At 68.0% G+C, this 22,722-nt stretch carries 16 protein-coding genes; 7 read left to right on the plus strand and 9 right to left on the minus strand.

Features of this window, described 5'->3' with window-relative positions; genetic code table 11:
- The first annotated feature begins 44 nt into the window (after window positions 1-44).
- Complete coding sequence (gene uvrA, locus ACYCUK_RS05990; protein ID WP_461593946.1) at window positions 45-5,969, plus strand: excinuclease ABC subunit UvrA; 5,925 nt, start codon at window positions 45-47, stop codon at window positions 5,967-5,969.
- Here uvrA and ACYCUK_RS05995 read toward each other — a convergent pair.
- The 3 genes from ACYCUK_RS05995 to mutL form a co-directional block, all read right to left on the minus strand.
- Window positions 5,951-7,168: a diguanylate cyclase domain-containing protein gene (locus tag ACYCUK_RS05995; RefSeq protein WP_461593909.1), complete on the minus strand. Its 1,218-nt coding sequence runs from the start codon at window positions 7,166-7,168 to the stop codon at window positions 5,951-5,953. The genes uvrA and ACYCUK_RS05995 overlap by 19 nt on opposite strands.
- A gap of 273 nt (window positions 7,169-7,441) precedes the next feature.
- The gene (miaA, locus tag ACYCUK_RS06000) at window positions 7,442-8,377 is read right to left on the minus strand and encodes a tRNA (adenosine(37)-N6)-dimethylallyltransferase MiaA (protein WP_461593947.1); all 936 of its coding nucleotides are present in this window, start codon (window positions 8,375-8,377) and stop codon (window positions 7,442-7,444) included.
- A gap of 48 nt (window positions 8,378-8,425) precedes the next feature.
- Window positions 8,426-10,327, minus strand: coding sequence for a DNA mismatch repair endonuclease MutL (gene mutL, locus ACYCUK_RS06005; protein WP_461593910.1), 1,902 nt, complete (start codon window positions 10,325-10,327; stop codon window positions 8,426-8,428).
- Window positions 10,328-10,450: 123 nt separating this feature from the next.
- Between mutL and ACYCUK_RS06010 the strand changes: the two genes are divergently transcribed.
- Complete coding sequence (locus tag ACYCUK_RS06010) at window positions 10,451-11,092, plus strand: VTT domain-containing protein (protein ID WP_461593911.1); 642 nt, start codon at window positions 10,451-10,453, stop codon at window positions 11,090-11,092.
- Between the two features lie 22 nt (window positions 11,093-11,114).
- Here ACYCUK_RS06010 and ACYCUK_RS06015 read toward each other — a convergent pair whose 3' ends face one another.
- The 4 genes from ACYCUK_RS06015 to tsaE all read right to left on the minus strand — a co-directional run bounded on the left by ACYCUK_RS06015 (window position 11,115) and on the right by tsaE (window position 16,365).
- Window positions 11,115-13,214, minus strand: a complete 2,100-nt coding sequence (locus ACYCUK_RS06015) for a TRAP transporter permease (protein ID WP_461593912.1) — start codon at window positions 13,212-13,214, stop codon at window positions 11,115-11,117.
- A 13-nt stretch (window positions 13,215-13,227) separates the two neighbouring features.
- Window positions 13,228-14,199 carry a TAXI family TRAP transporter solute-binding subunit gene (locus ACYCUK_RS06020; RefSeq protein ID WP_461593913.1) on the minus strand — a complete coding sequence of 324 codons (972 nt, stop codon included), beginning with the start codon at window positions 14,197-14,199 and terminating at the stop codon, window positions 13,228-13,230.
- A gap of 132 nt (window positions 14,200-14,331) precedes the next feature.
- On the minus strand, window positions 14,332-15,795 hold the full coding sequence (locus tag ACYCUK_RS06025) for an N-acetylmuramoyl-L-alanine amidase (RefSeq protein ID WP_461593914.1): 1,464 nt from the start codon (window positions 15,793-15,795) through the stop codon (window positions 14,332-14,334).
- 48 nt (window positions 15,796-15,843) lie between these two features.
- Entirely contained in the window at window positions 15,844-16,365 is a 522-nt protein-coding gene (gene tsaE, locus ACYCUK_RS06030; RefSeq protein WP_461593948.1) for a tRNA (adenosine(37)-N6)-threonylcarbamoyltransferase complex ATPase subunit type 1 TsaE, read from the minus strand.
- Window positions 16,366-16,438: 73 nt separating this feature from the next.
- On the opposite strand from tsaE, the gene queG reads away from it, so the two are divergent.
- On the plus strand, window positions 16,439-17,683 hold the full coding sequence (queG, locus tag ACYCUK_RS06035; protein ID WP_461593915.1) for a tRNA epoxyqueuosine(34) reductase QueG: 1,245 nt from the start codon (window positions 16,439-16,441) through the stop codon (window positions 17,681-17,683).
- Here the strand turns inward: queG and ACYCUK_RS06040 are convergent.
- Window positions 17,645-18,556, minus strand: a complete 912-nt coding sequence (locus ACYCUK_RS06040; RefSeq protein ID WP_461593916.1) for an AEC family transporter — start codon at window positions 18,554-18,556, stop codon at window positions 17,645-17,647. The two genes, queG and ACYCUK_RS06040, sit on opposite strands and share 39 nt — an antisense overlap.
- Window positions 18,557-18,690: 134 nt before the next feature.
- On the opposite strand from ACYCUK_RS06040, the gene ACYCUK_RS06045 reads away from it, so the two are divergent.
- The 4 genes from ACYCUK_RS06045 (at window position 18,691) to ACYCUK_RS06060 (ending at window position 21,637) form a co-directional block, all read left to right on the plus strand.
- Window positions 18,691-19,320: a methylated-DNA--[protein]-cysteine S-methyltransferase gene (locus ACYCUK_RS06045; protein WP_461593917.1), complete on the plus strand. Its 630-nt coding sequence runs from the start codon at window positions 18,691-18,693 to the stop codon at window positions 19,318-19,320.
- Window positions 19,301-20,392, plus strand: coding sequence for a site-specific tyrosine recombinase XerD (gene xerD / locus ACYCUK_RS06050; protein ID WP_461593949.1), 1,092 nt, complete (start codon window positions 19,301-19,303; stop codon window positions 20,390-20,392). The genes ACYCUK_RS06045 and xerD overlap by 20 nt, the downstream gene beginning before the upstream one ends.
- Before the next feature lie 3 nt (window positions 20,393-20,395).
- Window positions 20,396-20,992, plus strand: a complete 597-nt coding sequence (locus tag ACYCUK_RS06055; RefSeq protein WP_461593918.1) for a MarC family protein — start codon at window positions 20,396-20,398, stop codon at window positions 20,990-20,992.
- 144 nt (window positions 20,993-21,136) lie between these two features.
- Window positions 21,137-21,637, plus strand: coding sequence for a Crp/Fnr family transcriptional regulator (locus tag ACYCUK_RS06060; protein WP_461593919.1), 501 nt, complete (start codon window positions 21,137-21,139; stop codon window positions 21,635-21,637).
- Window positions 21,638-21,670: 33 nt separating this feature from the next.
- Here the strand turns inward: ACYCUK_RS06060 and ACYCUK_RS06065 are convergent, their stop codons facing one another.
- Window positions 21,671-22,555 (minus strand): EamA family transporter, encoded by an 885-nt coding sequence (locus tag ACYCUK_RS06065; protein ID WP_461593920.1) that lies wholly within the window; start codon window positions 22,553-22,555, stop codon window positions 21,671-21,673.
- Window positions 22,556-22,722: the final 167 nt, after the last annotated feature.

Below are 22,722 nucleotides of genomic sequence, written 5' to 3' on the forward strand. Positions count from 1 at the left end.
CCCCCGGCCTGCGCACGCTGGCGGCGGCTGCGTATAGTGGCGTGATGACCGCACGCGATCCCATCCAGCCGACTCCACCCCTAGCCGCCCTCCACATCGAGGGTGCGCGGCAGAACAACCTGAAAAACCTCGATCTGCGCATTCCGCTGGGGCAGATCGTCGTCGTCACCGGGGTCTCGGGCTCGGGCAAGAGTTCGCTGGTGTTCGACACGGTGTATGCCGAAGGCCAGCGGCGCTATGTCGAAACCTTCTCGCCCTACGCGCGCCAGTTCCTCGACCGCATGGACCGGCCGCAGGTGGATCGCATCGACGGCATCCTGCCGGCCATCGCCATCGACCAGACCAACCCGGTGCGCACCTCGCGCTCCACCGTGGGGACCATGACCGAGCTGGCTGACCACCTCAAGCTGCTGTTCGCGCGCTCCAGCCGGCTGCATTGCCGCCAGTGCGGCGCTGAGGTGCGGCGCGAAACCCCGGCCAGCATCGCCGCCGATCTGCTGGAGCGCGCCGCCCAAGCCGGTGATCCGCGCCTGGTGCTCACCTTCCCCGTCCCCATTCCCGCTGGCTTGCCGGAAGACACAGTGCTGCAGGGGCTTGCGGCGCAGGGCTACACCCGTGTGCATCAGCGCGATGGCGACGTGCTGCATGTGGTGCAGGACCGCTTCCGCGCTGCCAACGTCGAAACGGCGCGGCTGATGGAGGCCGTGGAGGCCGCGCTGCGCCTGGGACAAGGGCGCATGGCGGTGTGGCCGGCGGCCGAGATTGACCCTGCTGTCGCCGACGCCCCCAAGGAAACGCCGGGCCGCTCCCAAGTTTCCTTGACCCCCTCGGGGGGCGAAGTCCGCTCGCGGACTTCCAGGGGCACACAACAGCTTTGGCGTTACTCCTCCGACCTGCATTGCGCGCATTGCGACATCGCCTACCGCGACGCCAGTCCTGGCCTGTTCAGCTTCAACTCGCCGGTCGGCGCTTGCGAGACCTGTCGCGGTTTCGGCCGCACCCTCGGGCTGGACTGGGGATTGGTGATTCCGGACGGGCGCAAGAGCCTGAAGCAGGGTGCCGTCAAGCCCTGGCAGACCGCCAGCTTCAAGGACGCGCAAAAAGACCTGGAGCGCCACGCCCCGGCCGCCGGCGTGCGGCTGGACGTGCCCTGGGCCGAACTCACCGCCGGCGAGCGCCATTGGGTGCTGGAAGGCGACCCCGACTGGAAAGGCAGCTGGACCAAGCAGTATTTCGGCGTACGGCGGTTTTTCGAGTGGCTGGAAACCCGCACCTACAAGATGCACGTGCGCGTGCTGCTGTCCAAATACCGCAGCAGCAGCCCATGCCCCGCCTGCGGCGGCGCGCGGCTCAAGCTCGACGGCCTGCTCTGGCGCGTGGGCAGCCGGGAGGAAGCCGACGCGGCCCTGGCTGACCGGCCACGTTTTCGGCCACAGGGCGTGAACTGGACCGACACGGTTGCGGCGCAGCTCCCCGGCCTGTGCCTGCACGACGTGATGCAGTTGCCGGTGGAGCGCGCCCATGCCTTTTTCGTCGCGATGGAGCACGACCCCGGCGCCGATGCCGCGACGCGACTGCTGCTCGACGAAATTCGCGCCCGGCTGCGTTACCTGCTGGACGTGGGCCTGGGCTATCTCACGCTCGACCGGCAGTCGCGCACGCTCTCGGGCGGCGAAGTGCAGCGCATCAACCTCACCACCGCCCTGGGCACCTCGCTGACGCAAACCCTGTTCGTGCTCGACGAGCCCTCCATCGGCCTGCACCCGCGCGACCTGCACCGGCTCAACGCCGTGATGCAGGACTTGAAGCTGGCCGGCAATTCCCTGCTGGTGGTCGAACACGACCCGCAGGTGATGCTCGCCGCCGACCATCTGCTGGAGCTCGGCCCCGGTGCTGGCGAGCATGGCGGCCAAGTCGTGTATCAGGGCGATCTCGCCGGCTTGCGCGCCGCCGCCACGCTGACGGGCGCCTATCTGCGCGGCGAGCAACGGGTGCAGCCCGACCGCGCGCCGCGCCGCATCGCGGTGGACGCCGCCGGCCGGCTCATCGCGCCACGCCTCATTCTGGAAGGCGCGCGTGAGCACAACCTGCGCGGCATCACCGCCGAATTTCCGCTGCGGGCGCTGGTCAGCGTCACCGGGGTGTCGGGTTGCGGCAAGTCCACCCTGATGGGCGACGTGCTATTTCCCGCCTTGGCCCGCGCACTGGGCAAGACAGCGCCCGAACCCGGCGCGCACGACCGCCTGCTGGGCGCCGAGCAGGTGGCCGACGTGGTGCTGGTCGATCAGTCCTCCATGGGCAAGACGGCGCGCTCCAACCCGGTGAGTTTCGTCGGCGCGTTCGACGCGCTGCGCAAACGCTTCGCCTCGTTGCCCGAGGCGCAGCGGCGCGGCTACAGCGCCGGCACCTTCAGCTTCAACAGCGGCGACGGCCGTTGCCCCACGTGTGGCGGCTCGGGCTTCGAGCATGTGGAAATGCAGTTCCTCTCCGACGTGTACTTGCGCTGCGCCGACTGCGACGGCCGCCGCTTTCGCGCCGAAGTGCTGGAGGTCAAGCTCGATCTGCCCGACGGCCGCAGCCTGAGCGTGGCCGACGTGCTGGAACTCACCGTGGCCGAGGCCCTGGCCGCCTTCGCCAAGGAGCGCGACCTGATGCCGGGCTTGAAGGCGCTGCAGTCGGTGGGCCTGGATTACCTGCGCCTGGGCCAGCCCACGCCCACGCTCTCGGGCGGCGAGGCGCAGCGTCTCAAGCTCGCCGCATTTCTGGCCGAGGCGCGCAAGACGGCCGGGCGCGGTGCGCGCAAGGGCAGCCTGTTCCTGCTCGACGAGCCCACCACCGGGCTGCATTTCGACGACATCGCCAAGCTGCTGCGCGCCCTGCACGAACTGGTGGACACCGGCCACACCGTGGTGCTGATCGAGCACAACCTGGACGTGATCGCCGCCAGCGACTGGGTCATCGACCTCGGCCCCGAAGGTGGCGATGCCGGCGGGCAGATCGTCGTCGCCGGCCTGCCGGCGGTGGTCGAGGGCTGTGCGGCATCGCACACCGGGCGGGCGCTGGCGGCGTATCGCGGACAGGTGGGTGCGGGTGTGCAGCACGGCCTCTTCCCCATCCCGGCCCTCCCCACCAGTGGGGAGGGCGCGTTGTCACCTCCATCGCGCGGGCAGGGTGTGTTGACTCCTCCCCCACGCCATGGGGGAGGGCGGGAGGGGGAGCTGTACGCGCTGGCACAGCCCTACGCCAGCAACGATGCCGAAATCTTGCAAGCCGCCGAGGGGCCCGGCGCCTATCTCGCCCAGGCGGTGCGGCGTGGGCGCGAGGGCTACATCGCCATCCGCCATGCGCGCGAGCACAACCTGCAAAACATCGATGTGGATCTGCCGCGCGGCAGCATGACGGTGATCACCGGAGTGTCCGGTTCGGGCAAGAGTTCCCTGGCCTTCGACGTGTTGTTCAGCGAGGGCCAGCGCCGCTATCTGGAGTCGATCAACGCCTATGCGCGGCAGTTCGTGCAGCCGCCGCCACGGCCGGATGTGGATGCCATCTTCGGCATTCCGCCCACCGTCGCCATCGCCCAGCGCACCAGTCGCGGCGGGCGCAAGAGCACGGTGGGCACGTTGACCGAAACCCACCCCTTCCTGCGCCTGATCTACACCAAGCTCGGCACGCAATATTGCCCCGACTGCCAGGTGCCCATCGCGCCGCAAAGCGAGGAGGCCATCGTCGCGCAACTGCTGCGCGAGCTGCGCGGCCAGACCGTGGGCGTGATGGCGCCGCTGGTGGTGCAACGCAAGGGCGTGTACACGGAACTCGCGCAATGGGCGGCCAAGCGCGGCCATAGCCATTTGTGGGTGGACGGCGCCTTCCTGCCGACCGACCCCTGGCCTCGGCCCGACCGCTTTCGCGAACACGACATCGCCCTGCCGCTGGGCGAACTGACCCTGCTGCCCGAACACGAGGCAGCCCTGCGCGCCCTGGTGCGCGAGGCGGTGCAGCTCGGCAAGGGCGTGGTGCAGGTGGTGTGGCCGCTGGACAAGCTGCGTGCCGCGATGGCGGCGGGCGACGTGATTGGCGCCCATGCCGGGCTGGACCTGCGCCAGTTCAGCACCCGCCGCGCCTGCCCCTCATGCGCGCGCAGCTTCCCCGAACTGGACCCGCGCCAGTTCTCCTACAACTCGTCCGCGGGCTGGTGCCCAGGCTGTTTCGGCACTGGCGTGCGGTTGCCACATTTCGACGCTGAACAGACCGGCGAAGAGGGCACCTGGCGTGACGACGGCGACGCCCAGCCCTGCCCGCAATGCTTGGGGGCGCGGCTCAACCCGGTGTCGCTGGCGGTGCGCTTTCGCGATCAGTCCATCGCCCAGATCTCGGCACTGGCGGTGGACGCCGCGCACTCCTGGTTCGATGCGCTGCAGCTCGATGCGCGCGAGCAGGCCGTGGGCCGCGACATGCTGAGCGAAATTCGCACCCGGCTGCAATTCCTGCAGCGTGTCGGCCTCGGCTATCTCGGGTTGGACCGCGCCGCGCCAACGCTCTCGGGCGGCGAGGCGCAGCGCATTCGCCTGGCGGCGCAGCTCGGCAGCAATCTGCGTGGTGTGGCCTATGTGCTCGACGAGCCCACCATCGGCCTGCATCCGCGCGACAACCGCCGCCTGCTCGACGCGCTGGACGAACTGCGTGCGCGCGGCAACACCCTGGTGGTGGTGGAGCACGACGAAGACACCATCCGCCGCGCCGACACCATTCTCGACATCGGCCCAGGCGCCGGCAGCCTGGGCGGGCGGGTGGTGGCGCAAGGCACGCTTTCCGAGCTGATGCGCCATCCGGATTCGCTCACCGCGCGCTACCTGCGCGAGCCGCTGCGCCACCCGCTGGTGCCGCGTCCCGCGACCCACGCCGACACCCCGGCGCTGGAAGTGCGCGGCGCGCGACTGCACAACCTGCGCGACATCGACGTCCGTTTTCCTCTGGCGCGGCTCAGCGTCGTCACCGGGGTTTCGGGCTCGGGCAAATCGAGCCTGGCGCGCGGCGTGTTGTACGCCAGCGCCCAATCGCTGCTGGCCGGTGAGGGCGTTCCGGTGGGTTGCAAGGCGCTGCTCTGGATGAACACCATCGAGCGCGTGCTGGAGGTGGACCAAACGCCCATCGGCAAAACCCCGCGCTCCTGCCCCGCCACCTATGTGGGCATCTGGGACGACATCCGCAAGCTGTTTGCCGACACCCTGGAGGCGCGCATGCGCGGCTTCAACGCCGGGCGCTTTTCCTTCAACACCGGCCCCGGACGCTGCCCGACCTGCGAGGGCCAGGGGGCCATTCGCGTGGAAATGAACTTCCTGCCGGATGTCATTCAGCCTTGCGAGGACTGCAACGGCCTGCGCTTCAACGCCGAGACCCTGAGCGTGAAGCTGCGCGGCAAATCGGCCGGCGAGGTGCTGCAGCTGAGCGTGGCTGCGGCGCTGGAGTTTTTCGCCGCGCACCCGCGCATCACCCGCGCCTTGCAGCTGCTGCACGATGTCGGCCTCGGTTATCTGCGCCTGGGCCAGCCCAGTCCGCAACTCTCGGGCGGCGAGGCGCAGCGCCTGAAGCTCGTGACCGAACTCGCCACCGCCGCCTTGCGCCCCACGCTGTATGTGCTGGATGAACCCACGGTGGGCCTGCACATGGCCGATGTCGACAAGCTCATCCGCGTGCTGCTGCGCCTGGCCGACGCCGGCCATACCGTGGTGGTGGTGGAGCACAACCTGGACGTGATGGCATCGAGCGACTGGATCATCGACCTCGGCCCCGAAGGCGGCGCCGGCGGTGGCGCACTGGTGCATGCCGGACCGCCGCGCGACTATGCCGATGGTGGTGCCAACGCGGCCAAGGGCCACACCGCGCAAGCGCTGGGCACCTTCGTGCGCGAACGCGCACACCCTGGGCATGCCCCGCACAACCCGTCGCAGGCTCAGCCCGCCGGGGCGTAGAGCCGTACCGCGTTGCCGCCCTGGGCCTTCGCCAGGTACATGGCCTGGTCGGCCTGGCGCCGCAAGGTGTCGGCGGTTTGGCCGTGGTTGGGGAACAGGGCCACGCCGATGGAGGCGTAGGCCATTTCGGTCAACCCGGTGGCGTCGAACGCTGCTTGCAGCCGCGCCAGCAGAGCCTGGGCGCGGTGCCCGGCGGCCTCGGGCTGGACGCCGGTGAGCAGGACCGCGAACTCATCCCCACCCATGCGCCCGGCGATGTCGCCCGGCGTGAGAAACGCCAGCAGCTCCCGCCCCACGGTCTGCAGCAGGCGGTCGCCCTGGGCATGGCCGTGGCGGTCGTTCACCTGCTTGAAGCGGTCGAGGTCGATGAACAGCAGCGCGGCGGTCTGCTCGCGCTCGGTCAGCCCGGCGATGCGCGCGGGCAACTGCTCCAGGAACATGCGCCGGTTGTACAGGCCGGTGAGCCCGTCGCGTTCGGCCAGTTCGCGCATGCGGCGCTCGGCGGCGCGGCGGGCGCGGATGTCGCGCACCAGGGTCATGCGCAGCATCTCGCCGTCGAATTCGACATTGCTGCTGACGAGTTCCACCGGGATGTCGTAGCCCTCCCGGTGCAGCAGCGTGACTTCGTAGGGGCTGTTCTCGACCTTGCTGCGGAATCTGCCGATCACGATGTCACGGTAATCGGGGCTGACGAAGTCAATGGCGCGCCGGCCGATGATGTCTTGACCGACATAGCCCATCAGCCGCGCCAGGGCCGGATTCATGTCGACGATCACACCATCGCGCTGGAACACGATGCCCTCCGTGCTGGCGTCCATGAAGCGGTGCAGGCGCGCCGCGGCCTCGTGCGCCATGCGTGCCATGGCGCGAAAGCGCGTGACCTCATGCATCACCATGCACAACTCCAGCACGGCGCCGCCGGGGGCGTAGGGCAACAGGCTGACGTCGAAGTCGCGCACGCTGCCAACGGCGTCACGAAGGCTCAGCTCGAACAATTGTTCCTGTCGATCTTCCAGCGCGTCGTGCATGAACGGCTCGATCTGGGCCACGCATTCCGGCGCGAAAACCCGCGACAAATGCCGCCCCACCAGGGCATCTTCGTGCATGCCGAACAAGCTGGCGAAGGCCGCGTTGGCGTCCATGCAGGCATGGGTCTCGGTACTGAAACAGGCCAGCAAGGTCGAGCCGTGCTGGGCCATGAAGCCTGCGCGCGCGCGGCTCGCAGCACTGCAGGGTTGCCTGCCATGGTTTGAAGATTCCCGAGGGTCTGTCATGCTTCTCGCTCCCAGAGGGTCGGGAGATGAGTGGTCTCCGACGCCTGCACCCCTATTCTGGAAGTCGGGACGCGAGGTTGAGAGCCCGGGCATGTCACTGAATCGATGATCTCGTGACAAATTCCACGAATTGTGGATTTGTCTGCAACCATGCCGTGGATGCGCAGGCTGCGATGGGTGCCGGACCCGGCTTGTGCTTCAGGATCGAAGCAAGGGCTGCAGGGCCTGTTCGGTGGCGTTCGCGGCGCAACAGTCCACCACCAGCCGGTGGGGCATGCTGCGCAGCCAGGTGAGTTGGCGCTTGGCCAGCTGCCGGGTGGCGGCGATGGCTTGCGCGGCGAAGGTGGCGGCGTCGATCTCGCCGTCCAGATGCGCCCAGGCCTGGCGGTAGCCGACGGCGCGCATGGACGGCAGCGTGGCATGCAGGTCGCCGCGGGCGCGCAGGCTGCGCACCTCGTCGAGAAAACCAGCGGCGAACATGGCGTCGAAGCGCCGGGCGATGCGGGCATGCAACTCCGCGCGGTTGGACGGCTCCAGCGCCAGCACCCGCAGCGGCACGTCCGGCGCGCTGGGCGGCTCGGCGAAATGGGCCGACAAGGGCTTGCCACTGAGCTGCCAGACCTCCAGCGCGCGCTGAATGCGCTGGGCGTCGCCGGGCTCGAGGCGGGCGGCGGTGGCAGGGTCCACCCGCGCCAGTTCGGCATGCATGGCGGGCCAGCCGCGCTCGTGCGCGTCGCGCTCGATACCGGCGCGCACGCTGGCGTCGGCCTGGGGCAACGTGTTGAGGCCCTGTTGCAAGGCAAGCAGGTAAAGCAAGGTGCCGCCGACCAGCACCGGCTCGCGTCCACGTTGGCGGATGGCGTCGATCAGGGCCGCAGCGTCGGCAGCAAAGGCTGCGGCGCTGTAGCTTTCGCTCGGCTCGCGGATGTCCAGCAGGTGATGCGGCACTTGCGCCCGTTCGGCCGCCGTGGGCTTGGCGGTGCCGATGTCCATGCCGCGATACACCAGCGCCGAATCCATGCTGATGATCTCGATCGGCCGCAACGCCGCCAAGGCCAGGGCGACGGCGGTCTTGCCCGACGCGGTGGGGCCGGTGATGGCCCAGACCGGGGCGCGCTCGGGCTTGTGCGGCATGGTTGGCGACAAGGCGCGTGAAGGGACGTCAATGCCGGTCAATGACGGTCAGCGCCCGCGCAGGAACAAGGCGTCGAGCTCGTCCAGGCTCACCTGGCGCCAGGTCGGTCGGCCGTGGTTGCACTGGTCGGAGCGCTCGGTGGCCTCCATATCGCGCAACAGGGCGTTCATTTCGCCCAGGGTGAGCTGGCGATTGGCGCGCACCGCGCCGTGGCAGGCCATGGTGGAGAGCAGGGCGTTGCGGCGTTGTTCCAGCGTCTGGCTGGTGCCGAATTCCGCCAGTTCGGCCAGCACCGCACGCGCCAGTCGCACCGGATCGGCCCGTCCCAGCAGACCCGGCAGGCTGCGTACCGCGAGGCTGGCGGGGCCGCTCGCGGCGAGGTCGAAGCCCAGGGCCTGGAGGGTTTCGGCATGGTCTTCCACCGCGCCCAATTCCTGCGGGCTGGCGGCGAAGCCGGCAGGAATGAGCAAGGGCTGCGTGGGCAGGCTGCGCTGATCCCATGCGGCCTTGAGCCGTTCGTACACCACGCGCTCATGCGCCGCGTGCATGTCGACAATCACCAGCCCCTGGCTGTTTTGCGCCAGGATGTAGATGCCGTGCAACTGGGCAATGGCCTGGCCGAGAGGCTGGCTTGGCGCCGCAGAGTCTGCGATGCGATCCAGGCGCTCGCTCGGCCAGGGATTGGGGGTGGCGGAATCCGCCACATGCCCGGCCTGGCTCGGCCCCAGTGGCGCATACGCTTGCAGCATGGAGGCCAGCGGCAGGGCGCTTTGGCGCAGCATGCTGGGCTGACCGAACGCGAACGGCGGGTTCGGCCGCGAACCGGGGTGCGCAGGCGAAGACAGGCCATCGGCTGCATGTCCGCCAGCGCCCGTGTCCGCCCGCCCGGACAGGGCTGGCGCCAGCGCCTGCTGCACCGCATGCAGCACCGCCTGGTGCACGGCCTGGGATTCGCGGAAGCGCACCTCGCTCTTGGCCGGGTGCACGTTCACGTCCACGCGCTCGGGTGGCAGCCCGATCAGCAAGGCGTATTGCGGCTGCAGCGCGCCGTGCAGCACGTCGGCATAGGCGGCGCGCACGCCATGGGCCAACACCCGGTCGCGCACCCAGCGGTGGTTGACGAAAAGCTGCTGCACTTCGGCCCGCCCCCGCGCGGCCGTGGGCCGGCAGACGAGGCCATGCACCGCCAGCGGGCCAATCCGGGCCTGCACCGGCAGGGCGTGTTCGGCGAAGGCCTTGCCCAGCACATCGGCCAGGCGCTGCAAGCCGGCGGGGCTGAAGTCGGCGGCGTATTGCAGGCTGGCGCGGCCGTCCTGCCACAGGCTGAAGGCGACATGGGGATGGGCCATCGCCGCGCGCTTGAACACCTCCACGCACCAGCCGGTTTCGGTCGGTGGCGACTTGAGAAAGCGTCTCCGCGCGGGAATGTCGTGGAACAGGCGCTTGACCGTGACCACCGTGCCCTGGGCTGCTGCAGCCGGCGTCAGGGCGCCGATGCGGCCGGCTGCAGCGCTGATGCTCGCGCCCGGCTGGCCAGCGCGGCGGCTGACGATCTCCACCTCGGCCACGGCCGCCATGGCAGCCAGGGCTTCGCCGCGAAACCCGAGGCTCTGGGCGCGTTCCAGATCGTCCAGCGTGGCGATTTTGCTGGTGGCGTGGCGCGCCAGCGCCAGCGCGAGTTCATCGGGCGGAATGCCGCAGCCGTCGTCTTCCACGCTCAGCAGATCGAGCCCGCCTTGTGCCAGCCGCACGATGATGCGGCTGCTGCCTGCGTCCAGCGCGTTGTCCAGCAGTTCGCGCAGCGCGGAGGCCGGCCGCTCGACCACTTCGCCAGCGGCAATCTGGGAGATCAGGGTGTCGGGCAGGGTGCGGATGGGGGCCGATTCACGCGCGTCGCGCGCGGCAGAATCCGCATGCAGCTGGGGGGATTCGACCGAGGCAACCATCATCGGATCAGTATACTCAGCCGGCTTTTTTCGAGCTGCCACCCGCATCTCCAACGGCTCGGTCTCGGCTCAGTCAGGGCCCGCACAATCCGGCATTTCAGGCATTCCACCTTCGGCCCGCACTCCATGGACCCCTCCAGCATCGTCAACATCATCCTGCACTTCGACGTGCAACTCGCCCAGTTCATCCAAGCCTATGGGCCCTGGGTGTACGGTGTGCTGTTTGCCATCGTGTTCGTCGAAACCGGGCTGGTGGTCATGCCGTTTTTGCCGGGCGATTCGATGTTGTTCATCGTCGGCGCGTTTTCCGCCGCGGGGTCGCTCAACGGCCCGCTGGCCTTCGGCCTGCTGTGGGCGGCAGCGGTGCTGGGCAATATTTCCAACTACTTCATCGGCCGCGCCATCGGCCACCGCGTGTTCACCTGGAAAGACAGCCGCTGGTTCAACCGCAAGGCTTTCGACCGTGCCCACGCGTTCTACGAGCGCTATGGCGGCATCACCATCGTCGCCACGCGCTTCATCCCGTTTTTGCGCACCTTCGCGCCTTTCGTCGCCGGCGTGGCCGAGATGTCCTACCCCAAATTCCTCGTCTACAACATCGGCGGCGGCGGGCTGTGGGTGGGTTCGTTGATGGCGGCAGGCCATCTGTTCGGCAACATCCCGTGGATCAAACAGAACCTGGGTTTGCTCACGCTCGGCATCATCGTGCTGTCGCTGCTGCCGGTGGGCTTCGGCTGGTGGAAGGCGCGGCGGGCCAGCGTCGCCTGAGCCCGCGCGGTTCCATCACTGTTTAAGCCGCGACGGCTGCCTGTCCCCGCGTGCGCCAGCCATGCGCCAGCAGCAAGAGCGCTGCGGCGGCGAAGCCGAGTTCGTCCGTCAACGGAACAGCCGACACCAGCAGCGCTGCCGCGGCAAACGCCGCCAGCCGCTCCGGCAAGGTGAGGGTGGCGCGCAGATAGCCCACCGCCACGCCGCCCCACAGCACGATGGCCAGCACGGCCTTGCTGAGCACGTAGAGCACGCCGGCCCAGGTCCAGGCGCCCTGCAGCATGAGTTGCGGGTCGTACACCGCCATATAGGGCACGACGAAACCAGCCAGCGCGATCTGCGTCGCCTTGAAGCCGATGCGCATGGGCGAGGCCTTGGCGATGGAGGCGGCGGCAAACGCGGCCAGGGCCACCGGCGGCGTCAGGTCGGCCATGATGCCGAAATAAAACACGAACATATGGCTGACGATCAGCGGCACCCCGAGCTTGAGCAAAGCCGGCGCGGCGATGGAACTGGTGATGATGTAGTTGGGAATGGTGGGAATGCCCATGCCCAGCACCAGGCACACCAGCATGGTCAGCACCAGCGAGGCCAGCAGGCTGTGCGAGCCAATATCCACGATGAAGCCGGCGAAGCTGGTGGCCGCGCCCGTGAGGGTGAGCACGCCGATGATGACGCCGACGATGGCGCAGGCAACACCCACCGGCAAGGCTTGGCGGGCGCCGTCGATCAGGCTGTTGCGCAAGGTGCGCAGGGTGCTGTGCCCGCCTTTCACCATCAGATTGATCGCCACCAGCAGGGCGATCACGCCTAGCACCGGCACGATGCCGAACTCGAGGAAAGCCGCAGCCCCCAGGCCGCAGCCGAACCAGAACACCGTGCGGAATGCCGCGTGCGAAATACGCGCCGCAATGGCCGCGCCCAGCAACAAGATGGCGGTGAGCGACAGGCCCATCATGCCGGCGAACATGGGCGTGAAACCGTGAAACAGCATCCACACCAGCGCCGCCAGCGGCAGCGCGAGATGCCAGTTTTCTTTCAGCGCTTTCCAAGGGTTGGGGCATTCGTCGGCCGACAGGCCCATGAGCTTTTTGCGCCCGGCCTCCAGATGCACCATCCAGAACGCGGTGAAGTAATACAGCAAGGCCGGAATCACCGCAGCCTTGACGATGTCGGCATAGGGCACGTTCAGCGTCTCGGCCATGATGAAGGCCACCGCGCCCATCACCGGCGGCATGATCTGTCCGCCCATGCTGGCGGTGGCTTCCACCGCACCGGCGAACACCGGGGTGTAGCCGAAGCGCGTCATCAGCGGAATGGTGAACTGGCCGACGGTGAGCACATTGGCCACGCCCGAGCCGGAGATGGTGCCCATCAGCCCGGATGAAATCACCGCCACTTTGGCCGGGCCGCCGCGCGCGCGGCCCACCAAGCCCAGCGCCAGAGCGTTGAACAGCCGGAGCATGCCGGCATGCTCCAGGAACGCGCCGAACAGAATGAACAGGAAGATGTAGGTCGCAGAGACCAGGGTCGGAATGCCGTAGATGCCCTCGGTGCCAAGGTAGAGCTGGCCGATGATCTGATCGAGCCCATAGCCGCGATGGCTGACCACATCCGGCAGGTGTTGGCCGAACAAGCCGTAGAGCAGAAACAGGCCGCAGACCAGCGGCAGCGCCAGGCCCAGGCTGCGCCGCGCGGCTTCGAACAACAGCGCCACGGTGGCCGCGCCCACCAGCAAGTCCAATGTGGTGGGGTCGCCCGAGCGCTGAATGAGCTCGGCCTCGAAGGCCCAGTGGTACAGGCCGAGGGTGAACGCGAGGGCCCCGAGCGCCCAATCGAACCCGGGAATTTGCTGCATCCAGCTCTTGCGCTTCCAGGCGGGGACGACCCAGAAAATCATCAGCAGCAAAAAGCCCACATGCAAGGAGCGCATGACCAGGCTGGAGAGGGGCGAGAACGCCGCCACCACCAGTTGGTAGGCCGAGAAGGCGAGGGCTGCGGTCATCACCACACGCTGCGCCAGCCCATGCAGCTTGCGCTGGTGTCCGGCGTCGGAAGGCTCGGGGGCGGCGTGGTGGTCGTGCCCGAGATGCGGGTGGGCGTCTGCCTGGGGATGGTTCATCACGCTGCGCGCCTTACTTCAACACGCCCACTTCGCGGTAATACTTCTCCGCGCCTGGATGCAGCGGTACCGGCGAGCCCTTGGCGGCCATTTGCAGGTTGATGGCTTTGGCGGCTGCGTGGGCCGCGACCAGTTCCGGCAGATGGGTGAACATGGCCTTGGTCATCTGATAGACCATCTCGTCGCTCAGGCCTTCGCGTGTGACCAGGAAGTTGCGGATGGCGGCCGTGGGCACTTCGGTGGCCTGGCCCTCGTAGGTGTTGGCCGGAATCATGCCCGGCTGATAGGCCGCATCGCCCACCTTGGCCACGACCTCGGCCGGGATGGCGACGACGACGATTTTTTGCGTCGCCGCCAGATCGCGCAGCGACGACACGCCCAAACCCGCCGACTGCAAGGTGGCGTCGAGCTGGCGGTTTTTCATCAACTCCACCGACTCGCCGAAGGGCAGGTATTCCACCTTGGCGAAATCCGCATAGCTCAGGCCAGCCGCCTTGAGAATGGCACGGGCGTTGAGTTCGGTGCCGCTTTTCGGCGCGCCCACGGCAATGCGCTTGCCCTTCAGGTCCGCCAGGGTCTTGATGCCCGAATCGGCGCTGGCCACGATTTGCACATAGTTGGGATAGATGGCGGCCATGGTGCGCAATTTTTTCAATGGCGCCTTGAAGCCGGCTTCGGCGTCGCCCTTCCACGCGTCCGACAGCGAGTCGCCGAGCGAAAAACCGACCTCGGCGCGACCGGCTTCGATCAGGTTCAGGTTCTCGACCGAGCCCTTGGTGGCTTGCACCGTGGTCTTGGCGCTGGGGATGGCCTTGGCGTCGATCTGCGACAGCGCCACGCCGAGCGGGTAATACACGCCACTGGTGCCGCCGGTGGCGATGGTGATGAACTCGGCCGCGTGAACCTGAACTGCCGTTGCAGCAGCCAGCGCAAAGCCTGCGATGAGCGATGCCGCGGTGCGGGCCAATGAAGGGGTTTTGAGCATGTCGAGTCTCCGTTTCTTGCATAAGTTACAAACGGAAACGATGCTACGAGAACCGCCTGCAGGCGCATCCGGGAAAACACGAGTGCCTGCAGGGGAATCGTCGCCCGCATGGCCGAACGGGGACGAACGCTGTCAAACCAGGGTACGGCGCCGCGCCAGCGGCGGGTTGGTGGCGAGGTATTCGCGAATGCCTTCGAAAATGGAGCGGGCGACTTGCTTGCGGTAAGCCGGCGTTTGCAGGCGCGCTTCTTCTTCGGGGTTGCTGATGAAGGCGGTTTCCACCAGCATCGACGGCACGGTTGGCGACTTGAGCACGACGAAGCTCGCTTGCTGCACCTGGCGCGAATGCAGGTGCACGAGGCTGCCCATTTTCTTCAGCGTCGGGCCGGCCATCTTCATGCTGGCGTTGATCTGCGCCGTGGTCGACATGTCGAGCAGCACCTTGGCCACCTGGTAGTCGCGCGAGTTGATGTCGATGCCGCCGATGGCGTCGGAGGCGTTCTCGCGCTGCGCCATCATGCGCGCCTCGACGCTCGATGCGCCGCCGTCCGACAGGCAGTAGACCGAGGCCCCGCGCGCCTCCGGGGTGAACCAGCCGTCGGCGTGGATGGAGGTGAACAGGTCGGCGTTGGCGCGCTGCGCCTTTTCCACGCGCATCCATAGCGGCACGAAAAAGTCGCTGTCGCGGGTCATCATCACCCGCATATTGGGCGTGTTCATCGCCAGGTCGCGCAAGTGGCGGCCGATGAGCAGCACCACGTCCTTTTCATGCACGCCGGACGGCCCGGTGGCGCCGGGATCCTCGCCGCCATGGCCGGGGTCGATCGCCAGCAGCACGCTGCGCTCGGGGCGCCGGTCGCGCCGCATCGGCTGCTCCGAGGTTCGGGTTCGCGCGTTGTTGTCGGCGACCAGGGCATCGGGCTGGCGCATGCCGGATTCGTTGCGCCTGCCAGCGTTGCCGCGCGCCAACGTTTCGGGCTGGCGTGCAGGGCCGGTGCCGTCGAGTTCGGCGCGATGCTGGCTGATCCAGTCGCCCAGGCTGTCGGGCTTGGCTTGCGCGACGCGGGCTGACTGCGAGGCGGATGGCGACGTCAGCGCAGCGCCCGCAGCGTCTGCCGGCGCGGGACTGCCGTCCAGCGCCGCCTCGCGGTCCATGAAGGCCAGCAGGCGGTCGCCCTGGGCCGGGTAAAGGTCGAACACCATGCGGTTTTCGTAAGCGGCCACCGGCAGCAGGTTGAACACCTGGGGCTTCACCGCCTGCTTCAGGTCGAACACCATGCGCACCACGCCAGGCGCGTATTGCGCCACCCGCACGTCCTTGATGAAGGGGTCGTCAGGCTTGATCTTGCCGACCAGCTCTTTGAGCTGGGGGCTCAGTTCCAGGCCTTTCACGTCCACCACCAGGCGTGGCGGTTCGGGCACCAGGAAATGGGTTGCGGTCAGCGGCTGGTCCGATTCCAGCGTCACCCGGGTGTAGTCCGCTGCAGGCCAGACGCGCACCGAAAGGATGGTGGCGCCACGCGCCAGCATGGGCGTGGTGAGCAGCAGCGCGAGGGTGGAGGTCTGAATCAGGAACTGGCGGCGATCGGCACTCATGGCGGGCACTCCCTGGCGAGGCGCACCAGGCCGTGTCCCGGTGCGTGGTCAGGCGCCCGCTTGCGCAGACGCCAGCTGTTGAAGCAAGGCAGCCCCCAATGCGCTGCCACTCTGCAAGACAATCGCCCGGCCTTCAGCGGCCGGTTTGAACGCAAGATCTACGTCGGCCTGCGGGAGCAGGGCCGGCGCGTGCTCGGGCCACTCGACCAGACACAGGCTTTGCCCGTCGAGCATCTCGCGCAAGCCGGCATCATCCCATTCGTCAGGCGATGAAAACCGATAGAGATCAATATGATAGGCGTACGTTTGCAGAGTTCCCTTTAATTCTAGGGATTTTCGGTCGATTGCATAGGGTTCGACCAGGGCGTAACTGGGACTTTTGATCCGACCTGTGACCTTCAAGCCACGCAAAATGGCGCGAACCAGCGTGGTTTTGCCCGCGCCGAGGTCGCCGCGCAGGGTGATTAGCGCGCCGGGGAGATCGTGTTGCAGCAGGGCGCGCGCCAAGGCGGCCCCCAGCGCCACGGTGGCGGCCTCATCGGCGCAGTGCAGGCGCAGTGACATGGGCATGGGGGGCATGGGGCCGGCAGGTGATCGCGGTGCGGACACGGGGGAGATGCGCTCGGGCATTTAGCATCGCGGCATGGACGACCGCAGGGAGCAGATGGAAGTGAATCCAGCACCCGATGAAGCGGCGCTGGCGGCCTTGGCCGCGGACATCCGGACGGAGGCGAAGCGACTGGGATTCTCGCAAATCGCCATCAGCGACGTGCATCTCGGCGCAGCCGAAGCCGAGTTGCAGCGTTGGCTGGACGCCGGTTTCCACGGCGAAATGGGCTATATGGTGCGCCACGGCAGCAAGCGTGCGCGCCCCGCCGAACTGGTGCCCGGCACGCTGCGCGTCATCACTGCGCGCATGGACTACCTGCCCGTCCATTTATCCACCTCGTTGGCGACCGAACCGCCCACCGCGTCGCCCCCTGAAACACCCACCGCCGCGGCCGACTGGCGCGACGCCGAGTGGGCGCGCATTGCCGACCCGCAAGCCGCCGTGGTCTCGGTCTACGCCCGCGGCCGCGACTATCACAAGGTGCTGCGCACGCGGTTGCAGAAGCTGGCGGATTTCATCGCCGCCCGCACCGACCCCGGCGTGGTGCGCGTGTTCACCGACTCCGCTCCGGTGCTGGAGGTGGCGCTGGCGGCACGCGCCGGCCTGGGCTGGCGCGGCAAACACACGCTCTTGCTCAATCGCGAGGCCGGGTCGATGTTCTTCCTGGGCGAGTTGTTCATCGGCCTGCCGCTGCCGGTGGACGCGCCGCAGCAGGAGCATTGCGGCAGTTGCAGCCGCTGCATCGACATCTGCCCCACCCGCGCCATCGTCGCGCCCTACACGCTGGACGCGCGGCGCTGCATTTCCTACCTCACCATCGAGCTGGCTGGCCCCATTCCCGAGGACTTGCGGCCCTTGATGGGCAACCGCGTCTACGGTTGCGACGACTGCCAACTCGTCTGCCCCTGGAACAAATACGCACAGACCTCGCCGCTGCCCGACTTCACCCCTCGCCACGGACTCGACAGCGCCAGCCTGCTGCAGCTATGGGCCTGGAGCGAGGCCGACATTCTGCAGCGCACCGAAGGCAGCGCCATGCGTCGCATCGGCTTCGAGCGCTTGCGCCGCAATGCGGCCGTGGCACTGGGCAATGCGCGCCGCAGCCTGCCTGCCGCGCATGCCTTGCAGCGGGACATCGAAACCGCGCTGCGTGCTGCCTTGCCCGCCGCAACGCCTCTGGTGGCCGAGCACATCGTCTGGGCCCTGGCGCAGCAGGCGGGATCGTCCAGGGTTGAAGCTTCAGCCAAAGTGCATCAGGCTGAGGAACACGGGCAGTGACACGGCGCCGAGCAGGGTGGACAGGCTGACCAGCCCCGCCACATAAGGCCCGTCGCCGCCCATGCGTGCCGCCAGCACATAGGCGCTGGACGCGGTGGGCATGGCGGCGAACATCACCACCACCATGGCTTCCAGCGGCGTCAGCCGCAACCACAGCGCCAGGCCCCAGGCGATGAGCGGAATGAGCGCATGGCGCACTGCCATCAACCAGACCGTGAGGCGCCATTCGCGGCGAATGCCGCGCAACTGCAAGCCCGCGCCCACCGTCATCAAACCCATCGCAATGGAAGCGTTGCCGATGCGGTCGAGCACCGGCAGCACCAGCTCCGGCGGTCTCAGCCCCAGGCTGTGCGCCACCAGCCCAGCCGCCGTGGCGACGATCAAGGGATTGCGCAGCAGCTCGCGCAACAAGCCCCGCTGCGCGTGCCGGGCCAGCGCCCACACAGCGGCAGCGTTGCATAGCGGCACGCCGAAGGCGATGAGCACCGCCACCAGCGACACCGCCTGCGCGCCGCCCAGCCGGTCGGCCACGGCCAGCGCGATGTAGGAGTTGAAGCGGAAGGCGCATTGCACGCCGCTGGCGGTGCAGCGCTTGTCGGCCCGCAGCCAGAACGCCGCGTAAGCCAGGGCAATGCCGCAGAGCAGCGCGCCGATGCCGGCCAGCAGCACCGACGAAGCACCAGCCAGGGTGTAATACCCGCGGCTGCTGGTGGAGAACAGCAGCACCGGAAACAGCACGTAATAGACAAGTCGCTCGACCCCGCCCCAGACATCGCGCTTGAGCGAAGTCCATTGCGACAAGGCAAAGCCCAGCGCGATGAGCGCGAAGTCCGGGAACAGCAACAGGGCGTTGTGCGACATGAGGCGCAGCATACCGAGCAGGCTTCTCATTCACCTTACGCACAGCACTGCTGGCCCCTCCACATGGGTAGGGAGGGGTGGGGAGTGGCTCGGACTGTCACGGATTGGGGCAGCATCCATAGCCCTGACGCGACTAGCATCGAACCATGTCTGCTTCGAACCTCGTGCCGCAACGCTCCGCCCAGCCAGCACTTCAGCCCAGTTGGGACGCCGTGCTCGACCTGCCTTTTGGCAAGCTCGGCCTGCGCTGCAGCGAGACGGAAGTGCGCGCCCTCGAATACCTGCCCGCGGCCACGCCGCCCCGGGCCGCGCGGACCCCGTTGGCGCGCGAGGTGCAGGCGCAGTTGCAAGCCTATTGCCGCGATCCGGGCCATCGCTTCGACTTGCCTTTGGCGCCCGCCGGAACCGCCTTCCAGCGCCGCGTCTGGGCCTTGCTGCGCGAGATTCCACGCGGCGCCACGCGCACCTATGGCGAGGCTGCGCGCCAACTCGGCAGCGCGGCGCGGGCCGTGGGCCAGGCTTGCGGCGCCAACCCCTATGCGCCGGTCATTCCCTGCCACCGCATCGTCGCCGCAGCTGGCTTGGGGGGCTTCGCCCATTCGACCGATGCCGCAGGCGAGTTGCTGCGCATCAAGCGCTGGTTGCTGCTGCACGAGAGGGGGTCAGCCACCGAAGGGGCGCAAGCCGCGCTTGGGTTGTCTCAGTCACAGCATGCGGAGGCTGTCGCGACGGGCGGCATGGCGCAAAGTCTGCATCCTGGAGCGGGCAATGCCTGAAGCCGAAGCCGCCGCAGCCAGAAGCGCAGGCGCAGCGCGGCCGGCGGGTCAGGTGCCCAGCCAAGCGGCCGGCGCCGCCACACCCACGACCACCATGCCCACCATGCGCCGACGCGGCCGCCAGACCGCGCACCCTGACTGGCCGCAGGCGCCCGCCGCATGTGTCGACGGTATTCAGCGCTTTTGCGACGCCCTCTGGCTGGAACAGGGCCTGTCCGCCAACACCCTGGCGGCCTACCGCAGCGACCTCACCCTATTCGCCCGCTGGCTGGCGCATGCCGGCAGCCCGGGCTTGCCCGCCGCCACCGAGGCCGACGTGCTGGCCTATCTCGCCGCGCGCTTCGCCGGCAGCAAGGCCACGGCGTCCAACCGCCGCCTGGCCGCCTTGCGACGCTACTTTCACTGGGCTCTGCGCGAGCGCCTGCGCGCCGACGACCCCACGCTCAAGCTCGAACGCGCGCGCGAACAGGCACGGCGCCCCAAGACCTTGAGCGAAGCCCAGGTCGAGGCCTTGTTGCTGGCGCCGGATGTGGACGCGCCGCTGGGCCTGCGCGACCGCACCATGCTGGAGTTGCTCTACGCCAGCGGTCTGCGCGTGAGCGAACTGGTCGCGCTCAAGGCCGTGCACCTGAGCCTGGCCGATGCCGTGGTGCGCGTGGTGGCCGGCAAGGGCGGCAAGGACAGGCTGGTGCCGTTCGGCGAACAAGCAGCATCCTGGCTGGAACGCTATGCGCGCGAGGCCCGGCCCGCCTTGCTGGGCGAGGGCGACAGCGATTTTCTGTTCATCACCCGCCGCAGTGGCCGCGCCGGCAAGCGCGCCGCCAGCGGCATGACGCGGCAGATGTTCTGGACCCTGCTCAAGCGCCACGCGCTGCGCGCCGGCATCGACGCGCCGCTCTCGCCCCACACTCTGCGCCACGCCTTCGCCACCCATCTGCTCAACCACGGCGCCGACCTGCGCGTGGTGCAATTGCTGCTCGGCCACGCCGACATTTCCACCACGCAGATCTACACCCATGTCGCGCGCGAGCGGCTGAAGCAACTGCACGCGCATCACCATCCCCGGGGCTAATGCATGGCGCAAAACGACTTCGGGTCGGCCTTCATCCTGCTGCTGCTGATCCTCGACCCCTTCGGCAACCTGCCGTTTTTCATCGCCATCATGCGGCAGTTGCCGAAGGAGCGCCGCTTGCCGGTGGCGCTGCGCGAAATCGGCATCGCCTACCTCGTGCTGCTGGGTTTCATGTGGGGCGGGCAGGGTTTTTTGCGCATCATGGGCCTGAGCCAGCCGGCGCTGGAGGTGGCCGGCGGGGTGATCCTGCTGCTGGTGGCGATCAAGATGATTTTTTCCACCACGTCCGAAATCTTCGGGGGCGGCGACGGGCGCGAGCCCATGATCTTCCCGCTCGCCGTGCCCTTGCTCGCCGGGCCGTCAGCGCTGGCCACCGTGCTGCTGCTGACCTCGCGCCAGCCGGGGCAAATGTGGACCTGGGTGGCTGCGCTGTCCGCCGCCATCGTCGTCACCGGCAGCCTGCTGCTGATGGCCGAAACCCTGCTCAAGTGGGTGGGCGACTCGGTCATGCGCGCCGGCGAAAAACTCATGGGCCTGATCCTCACCGCCATCGCCGTCAATATGCTGCTGGGCGGGCTGCGGACCTATTTTCTGCGCTGAAGGAGCAACCCGGGATGCGCGCGGTGGCGGCCGCATCACCCTTCGAGGTGGCTACGATGGCAAGCGGCGACTCGACTTCGATCCGCCTGAAGCGACCTGAGGCACATTGCCGCCGAAAAACCACGATACAGAGAGCCAAGCATCATGGAAAGTCTGCCCATTACCCAGAATGACCGCGAAAACCTGGCCCAGTTCCTGGGCAACCTGGTCGATACCAGCATCCTGCTGCGTCGCGAGATCCACGATTTCCTGGATTACTGTGATCTGATGGCGCCGAAGAAGGGCGAGATCATCGCCGACATCGGGCAGGTGGGCGAGGCGCTGTTCTTCGTGCTCGAGGGCCATGGCTGCCTGATGGCGCAAATGCCCGAAAGCGAAATGGAAATCGGCAAAATCCAGCCGGGCGAGATGCTCGGGGAAATGAGCTTTTTCGACCGCAAGCCACGCGAGGTGCGGCTGCGCGCAGGTGCCGACACCCGCCTGCTGCGCATCAAGCGCAGCATGTACCAGCGCCTGCGCCTGGAGCGGCCGCTGCTGGCCGTGCTGCTGCTGGAGGCGGCCATCATCAGCCTCGACCACCTCTACCGCCGCACCTCCACCGACATGACCCAGCTCAACCGCTACATCCATCGCACCGGCCGGTGATGACGCGAGCCGGTGGCTTGCCGGCCCCGGCTGTCAGCCAGCGGCGCGCCGTAGCCACACCCGCAGCCGCCCGGCGAACTGGTTCAGCGCCAGCCCGCCGAGCACCAGCAGCCCGGCCACGATCTTCCAGGGCTCCAGGGCCTCGTGCAGGACGAGCGCCGCGGACAGCATGCCGGCCACCGGCACCAGCAGGCTGAACGGCGCGATCTGCGCTGCCGGGTAGCGGCGCATCAGCATGGACCACACGCCGAAGCCCAGCAGGGTGTTCGGGTAGGACTGGAACAGCACCGTTCCCCACGACTCCAGGTTCATCCCCCGCAACGCCGCGATCATTGTTGCCGGCCCCTCCATCAGCAGCGACAGCGTTAGCAGCGGCGGCACCGCGACCAGGCTGCCCCAGGCCGCCAGCGCCAGCGGTTCCACCGCGCCCATGCGCTTGGTCAGGATGTTGGCCGTGGCCCAGGACATGCCCGCGCCGATCACCAGCAGCAGCCCGATCAGCGTGCCCGGCGTGTCCAGGTGCCAGGCCACGATGCCCATGCCCGCCAGCGCGATGCCCGCGCCGAGCAACTGCATCGGCCGCGCATGCTCGCCCAGCAGCCACCAGGCCAGCCCGATGGTGAAGAAGGCCTGGAGCTGGATCACCAGCGACGACAGCCCCGCCGGCATCCCCAGCTTCATGCCCACGAACAGCAGCGCGAACTGCACCGCGAACTGCGCCAGCCCCCAGCCGACCAGCAGGCGCCAGTCCGTGGTGGGCCTGGGCACGAAGAACACCAGCGGAACGGCGGCGAAGAAAAAGCGCAGGCTGGTGAACAGCAGCGGCGGCAGTCCCTGCAGCCCGATCTCGATGACCACGAAGTTGAAACCCCAGATCGTGACCACGAGGAGGGCGAGGAGGACGTGCCGGGGGCGCATGGGGGGCGTGAATGGGTGGGGCGGCCAATGATCCTACCCGGGCACGGGATTGTTCGCTGGAAGCCGCAGCAACCGTCCCCAGGCGGATGGGTGCCGTCATGGGTAAGCTACGGGTATGAATCAATCGCCACGATCGCGCCATATGCAGCATAAACGCCCAAAAAAGA

This window comes from Thiomonas sp., assembly GCF_054608695.1.